This window comes from Enterovibrio sp. QJM3NY_24 (assembly GCF_057786035.1).
The window spans coordinates 2,091,956-2,107,946 of the sequence record NZ_CM173519.1 but is presented as its reverse complement, the minus strand read 5'-3'; the positions used below and the strand labels follow the sequence as shown (position 1 = coordinate 2,107,946).

At 49.4% G+C, this 15,991-nt stretch carries 14 protein-coding genes and 2 pseudogenes; 5 read left to right on the top strand and 11 right to left on the bottom strand.

Annotated features, from left to right (window positions below):
- Nucleotides 1–125 precede the first annotated feature (125 nt).
- The 3 genes and pseudogenes from AC3CIC_RS09215 to AC3CIC_RS09205 all read left to right on the top strand — a co-directional run.
- Nucleotides 126–401 (top strand): annotated as a pseudogene (locus AC3CIC_RS09215) (transposase family protein); the annotation flags it as partial.
- Between the two features lie 74 nt (nt 402–475).
- Nucleotides 476–2,045, top strand: a protein-coding gene (locus AC3CIC_RS09210; RefSeq protein ID WP_488514405.1) for an IS3 family transposase whose coding sequence is annotated in 2 segments (ribosomal slippage) — nt 476–937 and nt 939–2,045 — 1,569 coding nt in all. Because the reading frame shifts where the segments join, the coding sequence is not laid out codon by codon here.
- 34 nt (nt 2,046–2,079) lie between these two features.
- Nucleotides 2,080–2,931: pseudogene (locus tag AC3CIC_RS09205) on the top strand (ISAs1 family transposase); the annotation flags it as partial.
- A gap of 124 nt (nt 2,932–3,055) precedes the next feature.
- Here AC3CIC_RS09205 and AC3CIC_RS09200 read toward each other — a convergent pair.
- From AC3CIC_RS09200 to AC3CIC_RS09170, 7 genes are all read right to left on the bottom strand, one after another.
- Nucleotides 3,056–3,748 (bottom strand): FGGY-family carbohydrate kinase, encoded by a 693-nt coding sequence (locus tag AC3CIC_RS09200; RefSeq protein WP_488514404.1) that lies wholly within the window; start codon nt 3,746–3,748, stop codon nt 3,056–3,058.
- Nucleotides 3,691–4,683: an FGGY family pentulose kinase gene (locus AC3CIC_RS09195; protein ID WP_488514403.1), complete on the bottom strand. Its 993-nt coding sequence runs from the start codon at nt 4,681–4,683 to the stop codon at nt 3,691–3,693. The genes AC3CIC_RS09200 and AC3CIC_RS09195 overlap by 58 nt, the downstream gene beginning before the upstream one ends.
- A 20-nt stretch (nt 4,684–4,703) precedes the next feature.
- Complete coding sequence (locus AC3CIC_RS09190; protein ID WP_488514402.1) at nt 4,704–5,432, bottom strand: SDR family oxidoreductase; 729 nt, start codon at nt 5,430–5,432, stop codon at nt 4,704–4,706.
- Between the two features lie 31 nt (nt 5,433–5,463).
- Entirely contained in the window at nt 5,464–6,720 is a 1,257-nt protein-coding gene (locus tag AC3CIC_RS09185) for a sugar ABC transporter permease (RefSeq protein ID WP_488514401.1), read from the bottom strand.
- Nucleotides 6,717–7,523, bottom strand: a complete 807-nt coding sequence (locus AC3CIC_RS09180) for an ATP-binding cassette domain-containing protein (protein ID WP_016959576.1) — start codon at nt 7,521–7,523, stop codon at nt 6,717–6,719. Before AC3CIC_RS09180 ends, AC3CIC_RS09185 begins: the two co-directional genes overlap by 4 nt.
- Nucleotides 7,524–7,609: 86 nt before the next feature.
- The gene (locus tag AC3CIC_RS09175; protein ID WP_488514400.1) at nt 7,610–8,650 is read right to left on the bottom strand and encodes an ABC transporter substrate-binding protein; all 1,041 of its coding nucleotides are present in this window, start codon (nt 8,648–8,650) and stop codon (nt 7,610–7,612) included.
- A gap of 92 nt (nt 8,651–8,742) precedes the next feature.
- Complete coding sequence (locus AC3CIC_RS09170; RefSeq protein ID WP_277814681.1) at nt 8,743–8,877, bottom strand: hypothetical protein; 135 nt, start codon at nt 8,875–8,877, stop codon at nt 8,743–8,745.
- Between the two features lie 125 nt (nt 8,878–9,002).
- Between AC3CIC_RS09170 and AC3CIC_RS09165 the strand changes: the two genes are divergently transcribed.
- Nucleotides 9,003–10,007: a helix-turn-helix transcriptional regulator gene (locus AC3CIC_RS09165; protein ID WP_488514399.1), complete on the top strand. Its 1,005-nt coding sequence runs from the start codon at nt 9,003–9,005 to the stop codon at nt 10,005–10,007.
- Between the two features lie 61 nt (nt 10,008–10,068).
- On the opposite strand, the gene AC3CIC_RS09160 is transcribed toward AC3CIC_RS09165, so the two are convergent.
- Nucleotides 10,069–10,563, bottom strand: coding sequence for a hypothetical protein (locus tag AC3CIC_RS09160; protein ID WP_488514398.1), 495 nt, complete (start codon nt 10,561–10,563; stop codon nt 10,069–10,071).
- A gap of 200 nt (nt 10,564–10,763) precedes the next feature.
- Entirely contained in the window at nt 10,764–11,660 is an 897-nt protein-coding gene (locus AC3CIC_RS09155; protein WP_488514397.1) for a DMT family transporter, read from the bottom strand.
- 140 nt (nt 11,661–11,800) lie between these two features.
- Here AC3CIC_RS09155 and AC3CIC_RS09150 point away from each other — a divergent pair, with 140 nt between their 5' ends.
- The gene (locus AC3CIC_RS09150) at nt 11,801–12,697 is read left to right on the top strand and encodes a LysR family transcriptional regulator (RefSeq protein ID WP_488514396.1); all 897 of its coding nucleotides are present in this window, start codon (nt 11,801–11,803) and stop codon (nt 12,695–12,697) included.
- A 124-nt stretch (nt 12,698–12,821) separates the two neighbouring features.
- On the opposite strand, the gene AC3CIC_RS09145 is transcribed toward AC3CIC_RS09150, so the two are convergent.
- Entirely contained in the window at nt 12,822–15,020 is a 2,199-nt protein-coding gene (locus AC3CIC_RS09145; protein WP_488514395.1) for an eCIS core domain-containing protein, read from the bottom strand.
- 357 nt (nt 15,021–15,377) lie between these two features.
- Nucleotides 15,378–15,899: a hypothetical protein gene (locus tag AC3CIC_RS09140; protein ID WP_488514394.1), complete on the bottom strand. Its 522-nt coding sequence runs from the start codon at nt 15,897–15,899 to the stop codon at nt 15,378–15,380.
- Nucleotides 15,900–15,991: the final 92 nt, after the last annotated feature.

Sequence of the window (15,991 nt, the reverse complement as noted above, 5' to 3'; positions counted from 1 at the left end):
AATAGAGTATTGAATACAAGGATAGGATACCAGGGCAAGATCGCGAACGTTTTTTGGCCATTAAATGATCGATTTGACGATCAGAACTGGTTGTGATCTTATACTCCCTTTTACGGGATAGCCTCATGCACGTTGATCACTTCAAAGACCATTTTCAAATAATTACCGACCAACGCCAAAGTGCCAAGGTCACCTATTGCCTCTTTGAAGTGCTGTTTGGCTCCCTGTGTGCGGTGATTGGCGGCGCTAAAGGTTGGTTTGATATTCGTGAATATATCCTCGGACACCATGACTGGTTTAAACGCAATAAACTTTTCGTGAATCGTGTCCCTGCGGATGACACGATTGCGCGTATCATATCAACGATCGAACCCGAACAATTTCATGAGTGCTTCGTCAGCCCCCGGTGTCAGGATAGTTGTCCAGATCTTAGAACGCCCAAAAATCCAGCAATGGAGGGCTAACGAAGGACACTATGCCGAGATATTCCGAAGAAAGAAAAGCTGCCATCTTGAAGAAGCTACTGCCACCGCATAACAAAACCATTCCAGAAGTTGCTGCGGAGGATCACATCAGCGAAGCAACGTTATACAATTGGCGTAATAAACTCCGCTCCGAAGGTAAACCTGTGCCAGGTAATCAAAAAAATTCTGAACATTGGTCAGCTGAAGCCAAGTTCGCCACCGTCATCGAAACCGCCAGTTTGTCAGAAACTGAGCTTAGCCAGTATTGTCGCCAGAAAGGTTTGTACCCTGAACAAGTTAAAGCGTGGAAACTCGCTTGTATCAGCGGTGCGGGTCAAGCAGAGCAATCTAAGAAAGCAGAGCAGACAGAGCGTAGAGCGGATAAACAGCGTATCCGAAAATTGGAAACAGAGCTGCATCGTAAAGACAAAGCCCTGGCAGAAACGGCGGCGCTATTGGTGCTGTCAAAAAAGCTCAAGGCGCCTTGTACGGGAGCGACAGCGAGGAGGACTGACTCCTCTCGATATGCGCGAGACATTGCTGGCGCTTTTTGATGAAGCGGTTGCTAATGGCGCGCCTCAGTACAAGGCTGCAGACCTCATGCAAGTTCCACAGCGAACGTTGCGCCGCTGGCGTACGTCACAGGGGCATGTGTTGCCCGATCTTCGTCCTCTGGCTATCAGACCAGAGCCGAAAAACAAGCTGTCAGAGCAAGAGCGCCAACATATTCTGAATGTCTGCAATGAGGCTGACTATGCCAATTTACCGCCCAGTCAAATCGTGCCGAAACTGGCCGATCAGGGAGAATATATGGCCAGTGAGTCAAGCATATATCGTGTGCTGAAAGCTAACGATCAACTGCACCATCGAGGACGGGCGAAACCGCCACAGCCTACGACGGAGCCCGCTTCTCATGTGGCGACAAAGCCCAATGAGATCTGGACTTGGGATATCAGTTATCTGCCCGCGAAGGTTCGTGGTCTGTACTGGTATCTTTATATGGTCATTGATATCTACAGTCGCAAAATTGTGGGTTGGGAAGTCCATGACTGCGAATGCGGGACCCTTGCTTCTCAGTTGATTGAGCGAGCCACCTTCAGTGAACGCTGCTTCGTGAAGCCTCATTATTTACATTCTGACAACGGGGCCCCCATGAGGTCACTCACCTTGCGTGCAAAGCTTGATGAAATGGGCATCCGAACATCCTTCAATCGTCCGGGCGTTAGTAATGACAATGCCTATTCAGAGTCATTGTTCCGTACAGCCAAGTACCGGCCTAACTATCCGGAGCATGGCTTCGAAACGCTGGCAGACGCACGTGAATGGATGCTGAATTTTGTAAACTGGTACAACAACGAGCATCACCACAGTGCGATTAAGTTCGTCACTCCAGCAGAAAGACACAGAAACTTAGATACGACAGTGCTGGCGAAGCGGCATGCCGTGTATCAGCAGGCGAAAGCCAAGCATCCTGAACGTTGGGCAAGGGAGACTCGCGACTGGTCACCCGTTGGTTCGGTAACACTCAACCCCAAAAGCACAGACAATAACGAACATGGCGGTCAAAAAAGAGCCGCTTAATTAGAAAATCTGGTCAACTACCTTGAAATCTACCGTCAGCTGGATGTCATCAATACATACGCTTACAGAAGGCCAAGTAGTTGCTATCGATGGTAAAACACTTCGAGGTTCATACAACCGTGAAGACAGAGCCAGTACCATTCATATGGTCAGTGCCTACGCATCATCGAATAAGCTAGTGCTGGGTCAGCTTAAAACCGAGCAGAAAAGCAATGAAATCACGGCGATCCCTGAGCTAATAAAGATGCTCGATATCAAGGGTGCGCTAGTAACCATTGATGCAATGGCCTGCCAAACTAAGATAGCCAAAGCCATTGTAGAACAAGGCGGAGATTACTTGCTTGCGGTTAAAAATAACCAAGGGAAACTGCGTCAAGCTATAGAAAAAGCTTTCAGCTCCGAGCGTGCAAGTGCAGCGGATAGCATCTCATTCGAAAAGGGTCATGGCCGTATCGAATCTCGCCAGTGCTATGTTTTTGACAGCAAGAAGCTTGAAGGTGATTTTTCACGATGGAAAGCATTAAAAAGCATCGTGATGGTTGAAAATATCCGTTTTATTAAAGAGAAAGGCATCGACTTAGAGTATCGTTATTACATCAGTTCTAAGACGCTTAGCACAGAGCAAGCTGCCATGGCTGTGAGAGAGCACTGGGGCATAGAATCGATGCATTGGGTGCTTGATGTCAGTATGAATGAAGATGCCTGCCAGATATACAAAGCCCACGGTGCAGAGAATTTATCTTGCTTGCGTCATATGAGCTTAAATATGCTTCGAACAGAGCAAACTAAGCTGAGTATTATTGGAAAACAAAAGCGCTGCATGATGAATACATCAATGCTAGAGGGTGTATTAAGGGCTGGCTTGAGCTCGTTGGCGAAAAACTAAACACTCGTGCGGTTGCCCTGGATAGGATACTTATTGAATATATTATAAATATCCTAACTGCCGATTGGCGTTATTTAGTGAAAGACGAATGCGTGAATGAATTTTCTTAGTGATAAGTGTGATATCAACAACTCATTGATTTACGCGCTATTTTTTGAAGCGCATTAAACGTTTCAAACCGTTGATAGTGAAGTGTTTGAATCGCGCCTTTTTGAGGGGTGAAGTGCGCGGTGAAGTGCGACATGTTTGCCATGGCAGCAGGTATATCTGCGTGAATGCCTGCGGCGACGCTGCCGAGAATGGCAGAACCGAGCAAAACAGGTTCTTCCGTCGCTGGCGCGGTCACTTCACGGCCTGTGGTATCGGCCAACAGTTGACGGACAAAATCGCTTCTTCCTGCTCCTCCGCTTATCACAATACGTTCAATCTTCGCACCTGCTTGATCTTGTGCTTCGATGATTTGGCGAAGCCCATAACCAATGCCACAAAGACCGGCAACGTAAAGTGCAATCAGGCTATTAACGCCATTTTCTAACCCTAAGCCAGAGATCACTGCGCGCGTGTGCGGGTCGGCATGGGGGGCGCGATTGCCGAGAAATTCAGGAACGACATGCAGCCCCTTTGCGAGTGCGGCTGAATTTGATTCACCACCTAATCGCTGCTCGGCTTGTTCAATGAGCCATTCGACAAGAGATAGCCCAGATTGCGCGGCGTGTATCTCTGCCGTGGTTCTGTAGGGGTGGAACGCCAACAATGCCTCTATGGCGGCGCCTGCGGCAGATTGACCGCCCTCGTTGAGCCAAAGCTGAGGTACCATGGCGGAATAGTAGGGACCCAAACGCCCGGAACAAATACAGGTTGTTGTGTCGAGGTCATGGTGCAAGATGATGTGCCAAACACATAAGCGAGGTTTGTGGTCGCGCCGCCGCCATTTTCAACGCCAATTGAGCCGATACCGCCTGCATGAGCGTCGATCAAACCCGCGGCGACGGGCGTTCCTTCACACAACCCAAGCGCTTGAGCCGCTTCTTTGCTGAGTCCGTTTCCTAAAGGCGTTCCTGCTGACACCACCTGAGTGCCAATACGTGTAAACCCTTCATCAGATAAGGCACTAAGCCCGATGGCGTCGAAATAGCTTTTGTCCCATGAATCCTCATGAGCCATGTAAGTCCATTTGCAGGTTAAAGTGCAGACGGAGCGTGCCAAATCGCCCGTTGCACGCCACGTTAAGAAATCGGTTAAATCCATAAATTGCCATGCTTTTTCAAACACGTCAGGGCGATGTTCTTTCAGCCAAAGCAGCTTAGGGGTTTCCATTTCCGGTGAAATTCGACCGCCGACATAATCAAGCACGCGATGACCAATGCCATTGATGCGATCTGCTTGTTCCAGGGCGCGGTGATCCATCCACACCATGATATTGCGTTCAGGCAGGGAAGGGTCGCCAACAGGCAAAGGTTCACCGTCTTTGCCGAGCACCACTAACGAACACGTCGCGTCAAAGCCAATGCCGACAAGGTGTTCAGCAGCAATGCCCGAGGTGGATATTGCGCCGCGCACGGCGGTGACAACGGCTTGCCAAATGTCGTTGCTGGATTGCTCGACGATGTTGCCTTCATCTTTGAAAATCTGAATATCGCACTTATCTGTGCCGATCAAGTCGCCATCGGTAGAAAAAATGCCGGCCCGCGCGCTGCCTGTGCCCACATCAATACCTAAAACGTATTGTGGGGTATGAATGGATTCGGTCATGGTATTAGCCTCCGCTCGCGCTACAAATCAACGCTGTTAGGCAAGATGACCATGTCTCGAACCACCACGCCGGGTGGTCGCGTCAACATGAATAAAACCGCCTCAGCGACTTCTCGTGGTTGCATGAGTGAGCCGTTGGCTAAGGCTTCTTCCATCTTCTCTTTTGGCCAATCATCCAGTAATGCGGTGACCACTGGCCCCGGAAGCACGGCGCCTATGCGAATGCCGTGTTCAGACACCTGACGGCGCGTGGAATGCACGAACGCCTGAACCGCAAATTTCGAGGCGGTATAAATCGGTTCCCACACAACAGGTACAACGCCAGCCACAGAACTGGTGAAAAGTATGTCTCCAGATTTACGCGCAATCATCGCAGGCAAAACAGCACGAACGCTGCGAAATGCTGCATTGATATTGAGGTTAAGCACGCGATCCCATTCATCTGGGTCGCCTTCGGCAGCAGCACCGCCGACATAAGCGCCGGCGTTAGCATGGAAAATATCGAGATCGCCAACCAATGCGTGAATGCTATCGCCCAGTGCAGAGACTTGGGCGTTATCAAATAAATCCACCACAAGCGGTATTGCGTTCTCGCCCAACTCTTCACAAAGGGCGTTGAGCCTGTCTTCTGCGCGATCAATCAGAACAACGCGCGCGCCTTGCTCAATTAAAATGGTTGCACAAGCCAGACCAATCCCGGAGGCTGCGCCTGTAATAGCAGCGGTTTTGTTGACTAAAAGATTATTCATTTTCAATCCTTTTCTGACTCTGTTTCGGCGTTTAAGCGCGACCGTGGCTTGCACGGGATTTACGGGCGAGTGAGTCGACGATAACGGCAATGGCGAGTACCGCACCTGTGATCATGTAACGTAGGGATGAACTCAGATTGAGCAGGGTTAACCCGTTTGAAATCGCCATGATGACAAGCACGCCCAGCAAGGCTGACCATGCAGAACCACGACCACCAAACAACGATGTACCGCCGATGACCGCCGCCGCAATGGCATTAAGGTTGACATCGCCAGTGCCGGCTTGTTGGCTGGCAGATGCCAAGCGAGAAGCCGCGAACACGCCACCCAGTGCCGCAAAGGTTGAGCAGACGATGAACGCCGACATGCGAATTTGTTGCACCTTGATGCCTGAGCGCCTTGCCGCTTCTGCGTTTCCGCCCACTGCAAACATAGAGCGTCCCCACTTGGTGCGTGTGAGCGCGTAATCGAGGATCACCACAAACAACACGAACACACCAAACATCCATGGCACGCCTCGGCCAAGTTCGAGGTAAAACACGGCAAAGACCAAGCATACCGTCAGCACTGCCGCTTTGAGCAGCGGAACACTCATACCCGCCGATGACAGATTGGCGGCGACGCGGCTTTTGTTGTTGCGCAGCGCGCTAACAATGATCACCACCCCCGGTGTTAATGCGACCAAATAGGAAAACCAACCCGGCATGATCATGATTTGACCAAAACGCACCAATGGCGAGGTAAAGGGCAAGTTGATCGAGCCTGTTGGCCCAAGAATATAAAGCTGGAAACCGAGCAGCGCGAGCAGGCCTGACAAAGTGGCAACAAAGCTCGGCATATCGAAACGATTTCGCAGAAAACTATAGATTGCGCCAACGGCTGCGCCCGTTAACAGCGAGGCGAAGATGGCAATCGGCAACGTAAAACCCGCGTTTACCCAAAGTACGCCAATGAGCGCGGAGGATAATCCGCTCATCGAACCAATCGAGAGGTCGATTTCGCCCAGCAACAGCACGCAGACAACACCCAACGAAATCAATCCCACTGCGGCGGCATCAAACAGCAAGTTGACCAAGTTGTTCGGGGCAATAAAGACCGGATTCAGCGTGGTGAACACAGCCGAAATCAACACAAGGCCGATAACAACAGGCAGCATGCCTAAGTCACCAGAGCGTACACGATCGATGAACCCGCGAAACGCACCCGCGATGCCACTGTCATAGCGGACACGAGAATCTGCACGGTCAAACTTGGGTAGCGGTGCATTGGACTGTTCATTGTTACTCATGAGATGTCCTCCCCAGCAGCGGCTATTTTGGCCTCACGACGGGAGACAGAGTTTTCACTTGCCCCTGTGATTGCCGCCACAAGTTCTTGATGAGATGTTTCTGCGGTGAAAACGCCATTGTTCTGACCAAGCCTTAACACGACGATGCGATCGGCGACGGCGCGAACATCATCCATGTTATGGGAAATCAAGATAACGCCGTGTCCACGCTCGCGAACACGTTCTATCAAGTTCAGTACTTCTGCCGTCTGTGCAACGCCCAATGCGGCGGTAGGTTCATCCAGCATGATGATTTGAGGGTCTAGCAACAATGAACGGGCAATGGCGACGGTTTGTCGTTGGCCGCCAGACAACGAGGCGACAGGTTCGCGAACAGATGGAATACGTGCCGCTAACTCTTGCAACAGCGTCCACGCACGCACTTCCATTTGCACTTCGTCCATGCACCACGGAGACACTTCGTGTCCGAGGAAAAGGTTGGAAACCACATCGAGATTTTCACACAGCGCCAAGTCCTGAAAAACCGTGGCAATGCCAAGCTCCAAGGCTTCACCAGGGGTGTCTAATGACACTTCTTTACCCAGATATTTGATGGTGCCTGAAGTGGGCTGGTGCACGCCCGCCAAGACTTTCACCAGGGTAGATTTGCCGGCGCCATTATCGCCAACCAAGGCGACGACTTCGCCAGCATGGACATCAAGGTCGATGTTTTCCAGCGCAGTAACCGCACCAAATTGCTTGCATACGCCACTAAGGTTAAGGATTAACTCTCCGCGACTCGCGATTGAATGTGACTGCTCCATGCTCTTCTCCACCTAAGTAATGAGAGCGCGCCGCCAACGTTCTGGCGGCGGCATGTGTGATGATGAAAACGATGGTGTGATAAACGCTAAGGCGTGATGCCAAGCTTCGCGCATGCGGCTGCATACTCTGCTGTGCAGACGGCACTTGGCGATTGAATGCCCGCGTCAAAGATCTCTTGTTTGATGTTCGCTTGTGTCACAACAGCAGGGACAAACAATTGAGATGGTGTGTTGTAAAGCGACATTTCAGCCTTTGGCGCGTCGCCATTCAACAAGGTAACGGCGACTTCAGCAGCAGCGGCGGCAACAATTTCAGAGGGTTTTGAAATGGTGTTGTATTGGTCGCCCGCGATAATCAATTGCAGTGCTGCGATGGTGGCATCGTTACCCGTTACAGGAGGAAGGGGGTTCACACCTGCGGCTTTCAGTGCGGCAATCGCGCCACCACCTGTGCCGTCGTTAGCCGCGACAATACCCGTGATTTTGTCACCAAATCGCGTGATTTGACCCGCAGTCCATTCTTGCGCTTTTGGTGGTGCCCAATCTGGCGTATCAAATTCTGACAGGGTAACGTATGGCGATGCGTCTAGCGCACGGTCGATGCCATCACGGATTAAACCCGCAGCAGCATCAGTTGGTGAACCGTTGATTTGTAAAACACCAGCACCTTCAGGAACGCCGGATTGCTTAAGTTGCTCGACCAAAGATTGTGCAATAGCATAACCGATGCCTTCGTTGTCAAATGACACGTAGAAATCAGCCGGGTAATCGGGGATAGGGCGGTCGTATGCGATAACTTTGACACCCTGAGATTTGGCGATTTGCACCAACGCCGCAGCGGCAGAAGAATCGACAGGATCGAGCACGATCACTTCAGCACCTTGCGCAATCACTGAGTTGAACTGTTGTTGTTGCAGCGCCACATCGGCGTTGCCGTTTTGATAAATGAGTTTGCAGTCGGGACAAAGTGCGTTCATCGCAGTTTTAAAGCCCGGCCAATCGTGTTCTTCATACCGGGTGGATGCTTGGTCTGGCATTAGGAAAGCCACAGTTTGAGCGATGGCAGCAGAAGCAAACAGGGTTGCTGCGACACTAGAAAGTGCGGCTATCTTAGTTAACTTGGTCATTTTATCCTCCGTAATGCTGAGTATGCGCAGGAGCTTTTTGAGGATGATTGCACAAACAATCACCGACTACTCTGAACTTCCTATTCGATTAATTAGCCCAGCGATTCCTTAACTAAGCGATCAACTAAACGAGAAAGAAGATGTTTTCGAAGTACAAAACCTTCTGCACTGTCGATATTGAACGGCCTCTCAACGGACATTGATAAGCTGCTCAATCGATTGTGCATCTTTGCACCATCGTTTAAACTGCGTCAACATCTTGTTAACAATTCAGTGTGAAATTTAACCATCATGGTTTGTTTTTCTCAGAGTTGAGCCGTTTTCTCACCTTACTGTGGCGAATAAGAACAGAATGAAAAAAGAGACGAAACGAACAACCATCTATGATTTAGCGACCCGCATAGGCGCTTCACCAAGTTCGGTAAGCTCAGTGTTGAACGGGACATGGAAGAAGAGACGGATCAGTGCAAAGCTCGCCGAACGTGTGTTGCAGTTAGCAAAAGAAGAAGGCTATGCGGTGAACGCCCAAGCCAGCTTGCTGCGGCGTGAGCGATCAAACATTGTGGGTATGATTGTTCCGAAATACGACAATCGCTATTTCGGAGACATTGCCGAAAAATTTGAATCCATGGCGCGTTTGCGTGGGCTTATTCCTGTTGTTACCTGTACCCAACGAAGCCCTGATCTAGAGTTTGATGCTGCGCGCGAACTGGTTTCCTATCAAGCTGAATGCCTGATTTCAACGGGCGCGACTGACCCAGACCGTATCTCCGATTTTTGCCATGCGGCAGGCGTTCAATCCATCAATATGGATTTGCCCGGTAGCAAAACAGCGTCCGTGATTTCAGATAACTATGCGGGGGCGTTTGAGCTGACGCAGTTGATTTTGGATCGCTGTGAGCGAGAACTTGGTTGGGTTGGCCCACTGCGTTTTGTTGGTGGGCGACTTACCGATCACAACACGGCAGCGCGTCTTCAAGGTTTTCTCGCCGCGCAGCGCGAACGCGGTATTGCTGTGCCAGACGACTACGTGATGGCAGAGGGCTATTCCGCCAAGAAAGCAGAACAGCTGTTGGCAAACTTTCAACCCACAGGCGCGACGGGCTTGTTCGTCAATTCAACCATTTCGCTCGAAGGTGTGGTCAGTTGGCAAAGTGGCTTGCCGGACGGAGGCGCAATGATTCGCTACGGCTGTTTTGATTGGGACCCGTTCGGTTCATTTCTTCCTGGCAACGTAGGCATGGTAGAACAAGATGTCGAAACCATGCTCGCCAATGTGTTTGACCTGGTAGGTAAAACAGAATCAACGACAGAGCTGATTAAAGTGCCTTGTAAGCTGAGGGTGTTTGGTACGTGAAACCATGCAAAGTCCTTTAGTCACTATCTTGTTTGACACTCACATATTCAACGGTGATATCTCAGTAAATAAACTGATTGAGGTCGGTTGCAATGGCTTTTGACCAAAGGGCTCTTAAATACTGTTCTGGGCTGTCTTTATACAATTTCCAGTTGTGATAAGAAAAATCGATTGCAACCCGCTCAGCCTCATCTTCCGGATCAGAAAATATGACCTTCATGTATTCAATCTGTTCGTTTGGGCTGTCGGCGATGGCGATGGAATATACCGCGGTTACAGATGTTAATAAAACACTCTTGGCATAATCAAAGCGGTCAATTTCAGCATACTGTTCATCAGATAACTCAGGATTGTTGGCATCGTCGTAGGTTTCATAAGGCCGATGATGCTCGTCCCATGGGTAATCTTTATTTTCTGTTAAATGTAACATTGCAAGTTCTGCTATGCGTAATTGCTTGTTAAGTTCTGAAAAATATTGAGCTGAATCAGTGGTCTGAGGCGTAGGTTCAGCACATAAAAATAATGGAAAGAAGAGTATTAAAAGGTATTTTTTCACGTCTGATGTCCTTATCTAGTCGCACTTATATATTTGCCTACCAAAAAATGGCCGTCAAACAAAGTGGTCATATAAGCACCGACTCAGAGAATGTTCAATAGCCATGGTTGGGACTAGCCATGGTTAGGACAGCCCTCCTGGAGTGATCTACGTTAATGGCGGTTTAGTGCATTTTTTATCGTGATCTTCATAAGAACCGATCAGTTTCCATGACGCAGGTTCTCTGTCGAAAGTGAGAGGTTGATATTTTCCGTTAACGGCTCTGGCTCGAATCGTATCAAGCCTGCAATCACGATCAGAGAACACGCCACAAGCTCAAAGTAGCTAATAGATTGACCAAGAAGCATCACACTGAAAAGTAATGCAAACACGATTTCAAATGTGCTAATCATTGTTGCTTTCTCTCCTCCGATAAGAAGGCTTCCTCTGACAAAAAGGTATTGAGGAATGGCGGCAGAAAACACGCCTAATCCTAGAATAAGCCAGCTTTGTTCCGCGTTTACTGGCAGAACGATCGTCGGTTGTATCATCCCTACCAGCGGCACAATCACAATCATATGCCCAGCCATCGCAGCACTCATTCGTTCACCCACCTTTAGTGGACGCACTGGACGAGAGAAATAGTTAATCACCAAGGCATAAGACGCGGGCGCGACAAAGCAAAGTAAGACCTGCCCCACAGAGGCATTCGATGCTCCAAAAGAATCCTGCATCAATGACACCGCGAGACCAATGATCCCCGCTGCAATCATGCGATTTCGGGTAATGGCTTGGCCGAAACATAGCCAGCCGAGCAACATCGCGAATAAGGGGTAAGTGTAGTAAATCATAATGACAGAGGTGGGAGATACCCAATGCAAGCTTTCAAGAAACGCCAGCATTCCTACTCCCGAACATGCCCCCACCGCCATACTTCTTAGATATTCGGAGCGATTGTGTTTCATCGCCCCTAAATAGGGCAAAACGAATAACATGGGAACACCAAACCGAAACAGTGCAACCACTTCAGATGAAAATCCTTGTTGAAACAATAACTGGGACAGCAACGGATTTAATCCAAACCCGATTGCCGCGCCAATCATCATCATTGTTCCCATGTCATCATTCCCATCATTCCCATCATTCCCATCATTCCCTTAGCGGTGAACGTTTATTCACCAAGACTCAATGGATCATAGCGACACTTCCGTCATATAATTAATGAAAGTCACGCGTTATACATGAAGAACTCTCATCTATGCGATTGGACATTAAGCACTGGAAGCTATTGGAAGCCGTCGGGAAACATGGAAACTTAGGGCGCGCAGCAGAGGTCATTGGCGTTACGCAGTCTGCCCTAAGTCACCGTCTTGCTGAGGCAGAGCGACGTTTAGGTAATCCCATCTTTGAACGAGATGGACGCAGATTACGACCCACACCAGCAGGGCATGCATTAATACAAGCAGCGCAAGTGCTGCTACCTGAATTGGCGCGTGCGGAAAAAGATTTTGAGCTGACAGCGCAAAACGCCAATCACCTCGTGAAAATAGGTATTGCGGCATACAGCGCTTACCATTGGGTTCCCGGTTTTCTAGCGTCTCTCCCCGTGAAACGCGAGAAGCTACAAGTCGACTTTGTTGCAGCAGCAACACGCGAAGCAGAAAACACATTGCTCACTGGCGCAACCGATTTGCTGATCTCCCCAGTGAATATCGACAACTCGGCGTTTTCATCCGTCCCATTGATTCAAGATGAACTCGTCCTCGTTACCCATCCTCAACATCCTTTCGCTGACAAGCCTTGGGTGATAGCACAAGACCTGTCAGACGTGGATTACCTCACCTACAGCCTTGATGCGTTGCCGGGGTTTGAGTACGAACGGTTTATCAAACCGTCCGGTATTCGCTTACGTCATATTCAGTCTGTCGAAATGACGGATGCCATTGTCGAAATGATCGCGGTTGACCTTGGGGTCAGCATTCTTTCCAAATGGGCCATTACTCGATCTTTGAAGCAGGAACTGGTTGTTGCGGTGCCGTTAATGGAAAACGGGTTGCCGTTAACTTGGCATGTCTTAACCCGAAAATCAGACGCCAAGCACCCAGCCGTGCAATTAACGCTGAATGCGCTGTGTGAATGGTTTACTGCGAATTAGTTGCCTAGCTAGCTTGGGTTCATTTCTTGCGTGCAATATCGGTTTGGTGAGCAAAATATGAAACCATGATCACCAATGCGTTAGGTTAGGGGAAGGGCCAATCGTGGTCTTTGGTCATCACAGATTATAAAGGCACGCTTCCATTAAGAATTTGGCTTCTTATGCTTGCGAGAGCGTCTAGCACACCCGCTCGTCCGCCATGAGAGGCTTGGATGAGTTGCTCATTGAGCCATCGAACATATCGTCTTGTGTGGATCGTAGAGTGGATTTGGCCTGTGCTCACGTTGGGAACGCCATACTCTGATGCTAGCCATACGCCGTTTCTTTCTGAGTTAATGCCGATATTGAACCGTTCAAGAATCTCTCTTGCTGGTCCTGCTTCTCGCATGCCTTTGGGGATCATGTGATGCGCGTGATGACCGGGCGGCCTTGTCGCCACTGCTCGTTCTAGATTCGCCGCAAGCACGTCGGCATCAGAAAGAGATCGGGTTCTAGGGCGTGTGGTTGTGCCTGTTGCTCGCGTGCCTTCAGGGGCAACATCTGGTCGGCGATGAGTCGATTGCGCATCGGCAAATTCTTCCAAAATCTCAAGACGCCTCGCTTCATCAGGGGTTAAATTTTGGGGAGCGTCGTGTTCAGGGCTACGTCTCGTGCGAGTAGACCCTGAGCCAGAAGATCCGGATGACGTTCTTGCTTCTTCTGCCACTTCTCGCACTGCACCATTGCCGCTGCCAAGTTGTGCAGAATGGGCCGTCATCTGCATGCCTTGTTGAGCAAATGGCCCTAGTCGACCAAGATCTAATGCCATGCCACCACCGCCACTCATCGCTGCAGCCCCTCGGCCTGACGCAACCACCGCTTCAGCGGGAATAGGTGCTAGCACTCTCGTTGCGCGAGCGAGGGCAGTGGTCGTTCCCGAGCCCATTGTCGCTAAAAAGATCTCAGCTTCGCCAAATAGCCGCCCAATGTAGCGTGCTTGCTCTTCTGGTGACGCGGACATAAAGGTGTTCAGAATTTGGCGTCTATTTCGCCAGAAGGTAGAAATGGTTTGGGGTAGCTCCCCAATACTGCGAATAAAGCCGACGGGGTCTCTTACCATATCGATAAATGATGTTGCCATGGCGACGCCGGCTTGTCCCATGCCATGAAAATACGCGAAAATTTGGTCTCTAATCTGGCCTTCGGACAAATCCGTCCAAAAGCTTTGTCCGAATGTGAGTTCCTCCGGAGGCTCAAAATCTCGATAACTGCGGCTGTGAGTGCGAAGTAGTTGACGAAAGCGACGCCATCTCGGTCCTTCGAGCTCACGAGAAACAGCGGTAACACCACTGCGGAATTTGTATCCACCAAATGCGCCCGCATAGTAATGGCGATTATCTAAAGCGCGTAAGAACAACTCAAAGCGATATTGTGACGAGGTGTAGCGTTCAATAATCACGAGAATTTGCGCCTCTTCTCCGTCGCTAACGTGTGTTTCTTGAACCAAATTCATGATGCGTTGAATATCACGACGCATCGTATCTGGATCTGGTGTTTCCAAGCGTCGTCTTCGTGCTCGACGTTCTGCGGGTGTCGGTTCAGGCTCAGGTTCTGACGTTGTCATTCTTGCCAGCGCTTGTGATGCCATGTCGAGGTTTTCTTGCAATGCTTGGCGATCAATCGATCCCTCTGGAAAGTTTTCGATATAAACGAGCATGGCTTCAAGCAACCTTTCGACGGTATCCACATCCAGACCTTCAAAATCTGCCATCAAAAGTTGCTGCGTTAAGGACTTGTCGAAAATGTCTGCACGAATGGTCGATGGCGCGCCTGCTTGCCATTGGAGAACATGAGCCAGTTCATGCGCGAGCGTCATGTTGGGTTGAGTTTCTACTTTTGAACTCAACCAAACATGATCTTCAATGGCAAAGGCTTTTGCGCCTAGCGCGCGCGTCGCCAAATCAGCGGTACTGTTTTGATGAATTCTCACTTTGCTCAAATCCCGTCCCATACGAGATTCAAAGAAACCCCTTGTCGTGTTGGGTATGGCAACGCCTCCTGATGTGAACGACGACAGATGACCGTTTTGCCGAGACGGATCGGGCGCTTCATCGCGGGGCATGCTGAATGACGGTGACATGCGCATCGTGTTCTCGGCAATGTGGTCAGCCTCTTTTTCATAGTCTGATGTCGATTGACGACCGCTGAACATGTTTGATGTTTCGGGAGTGGAAGGGGAGACCGAAGGCATCGCCCTGTGTTGGGTGATTGGCCGCTGCGTCGTTTTGATAGCGCGAGAATGTATAGATTGAGAAGAAACAGCGCGCGAAGACTGAGGGAGCATTAGGCTCCTTTGTGGCGATCCATGATCGCTGTGCGATTCTGATTGTGTTTTTTGAGCAAAAATTGGCACCCAAATCGCCTATAAAGGAAATGGCTATTTAAGGATATGCCATGCACTAAAATGGTATGTCTTTAATGTGGGCTTTTGTGGTGTTGTGACTGGGCGTTGCATCGATACAGATATGAGAGGTGCGGCCTTTATCATTGCGTTTGATGATGGTTTACGGTTGAGTGCTACGAAAAAAATATCGACCAATCGTTAATGCCGGATGTTTAGGCGACGTCTTTGAGCCAGAAAATGCATAATGATGATGGTCATAATATCTTGATTTTATTTGGGTTTGCATCTCGGTTTTTGCTAGCCACTTAAAGCCTCGTAACGGTTAACAATGTACAGACCTAACGCATTTTCTTGAACTTCTAACAGCATCAAGTCGCCTTGATAATGTGCTGTCCAAATTCGTTTTGGTACCACCATTCTGAGAGTGCCAAACGATTCATGTTCCAAGTATAAAACGTGCGTTTGTCCTCTGCTGAATACGCTCGTACGCTTTTCTACTATGGGTACAATAATTTCAAATGGTTCACTTGTTGGTGTGTAGAGAGAAAGCGATCCTATGAAAAGAAGGAATAGGCATGCGTAAAAATGCGGTTTTTGTCTTCTAAAAAAGTGCCTGTCATCATCAGATTTGGTGTAAAACTTGAGTGGGTCTTTTCGCTGATACAAACAAAAGCCAACGAAAAGCCCTGTACCAAATGTCGCCAATACAACCTCAAACCCATGAAACAGCCTGTTGTCTACAGTTAAGCCTATCCATACAGTAAGGACATACAGCGTTATAAATAAAAGTAATTTTAGATTATCAGACTGAATAGCCACTGACTTGATAGACACACTTGAGTAGATGAGGATTAACGATTGACTGAGATGAGAAGCATATGACCACCGCGTCCTTTGCCATGCAACCTATC

Coding starts and splice junctions, on each gene's coding strand:
- AC3CIC_RS09170 (WP_277814681.1), bottom strand. CDS start 8,877: ATGCACAATCGATTGAGCAGCTTATCAATGTCCGTTGAGAGGCCGTTC.
- AC3CIC_RS09155 (WP_488514397.1), bottom strand. CDS start 11,660: ATGGGAACAATGATGATGATTGGCGCGGCAATCGGGTTTGGATTAAAT.
- AC3CIC_RS09175 (WP_488514400.1), bottom strand. CDS start 8,650: ATGACCAAGTTAACTAAGATAGCCGCACTTTCTAGTGTCGCAGCAACC.
- AC3CIC_RS09150 (WP_488514396.1), top strand. CDS start 11,801: ATGCGATTGGACATTAAGCACTGGAAGCTATTGGAAGCCGTCGGGAAA.
- AC3CIC_RS09190 (WP_488514402.1), bottom strand. CDS start 5,432: ATGAATAATCTTTTAGTCAACAAAACCGCTGCTATTACAGGCGCAGCC.
- AC3CIC_RS09200 (WP_488514404.1), bottom strand. CDS start 3,748: ATGGTACCTCAGCTTTGGCTCAACGAGGGCGGTCAATCTGCCGCAGGC.
- AC3CIC_RS09185 (WP_488514401.1), bottom strand. CDS start 6,720: ATGAGTAACAATGAACAGTCCAATGCACCGCTACCCAAGTTTGACCGT.
- AC3CIC_RS09195 (WP_488514403.1), bottom strand. CDS start 4,683: ATGACCGAATCCATTCATACCCCACAATACGTTTTAGGTATTGATGTG.
- AC3CIC_RS09145 (WP_488514395.1), bottom strand. CDS start 15,020: ATGCTCCCTCAGTCTTCGCGCGCTGTTTCTTCTCAATCTATACATTCT.
- AC3CIC_RS09165 (WP_488514399.1), top strand. CDS start 9,003: ATGAAAAAAGAGACGAAACGAACAACCATCTATGATTTAGCGACCCGC.
- AC3CIC_RS09180 (WP_016959576.1), bottom strand. CDS start 7,523: ATGGAGCAGTCACATTCAATCGCGAGTCGCGGAGAGTTAATCCTTAAC.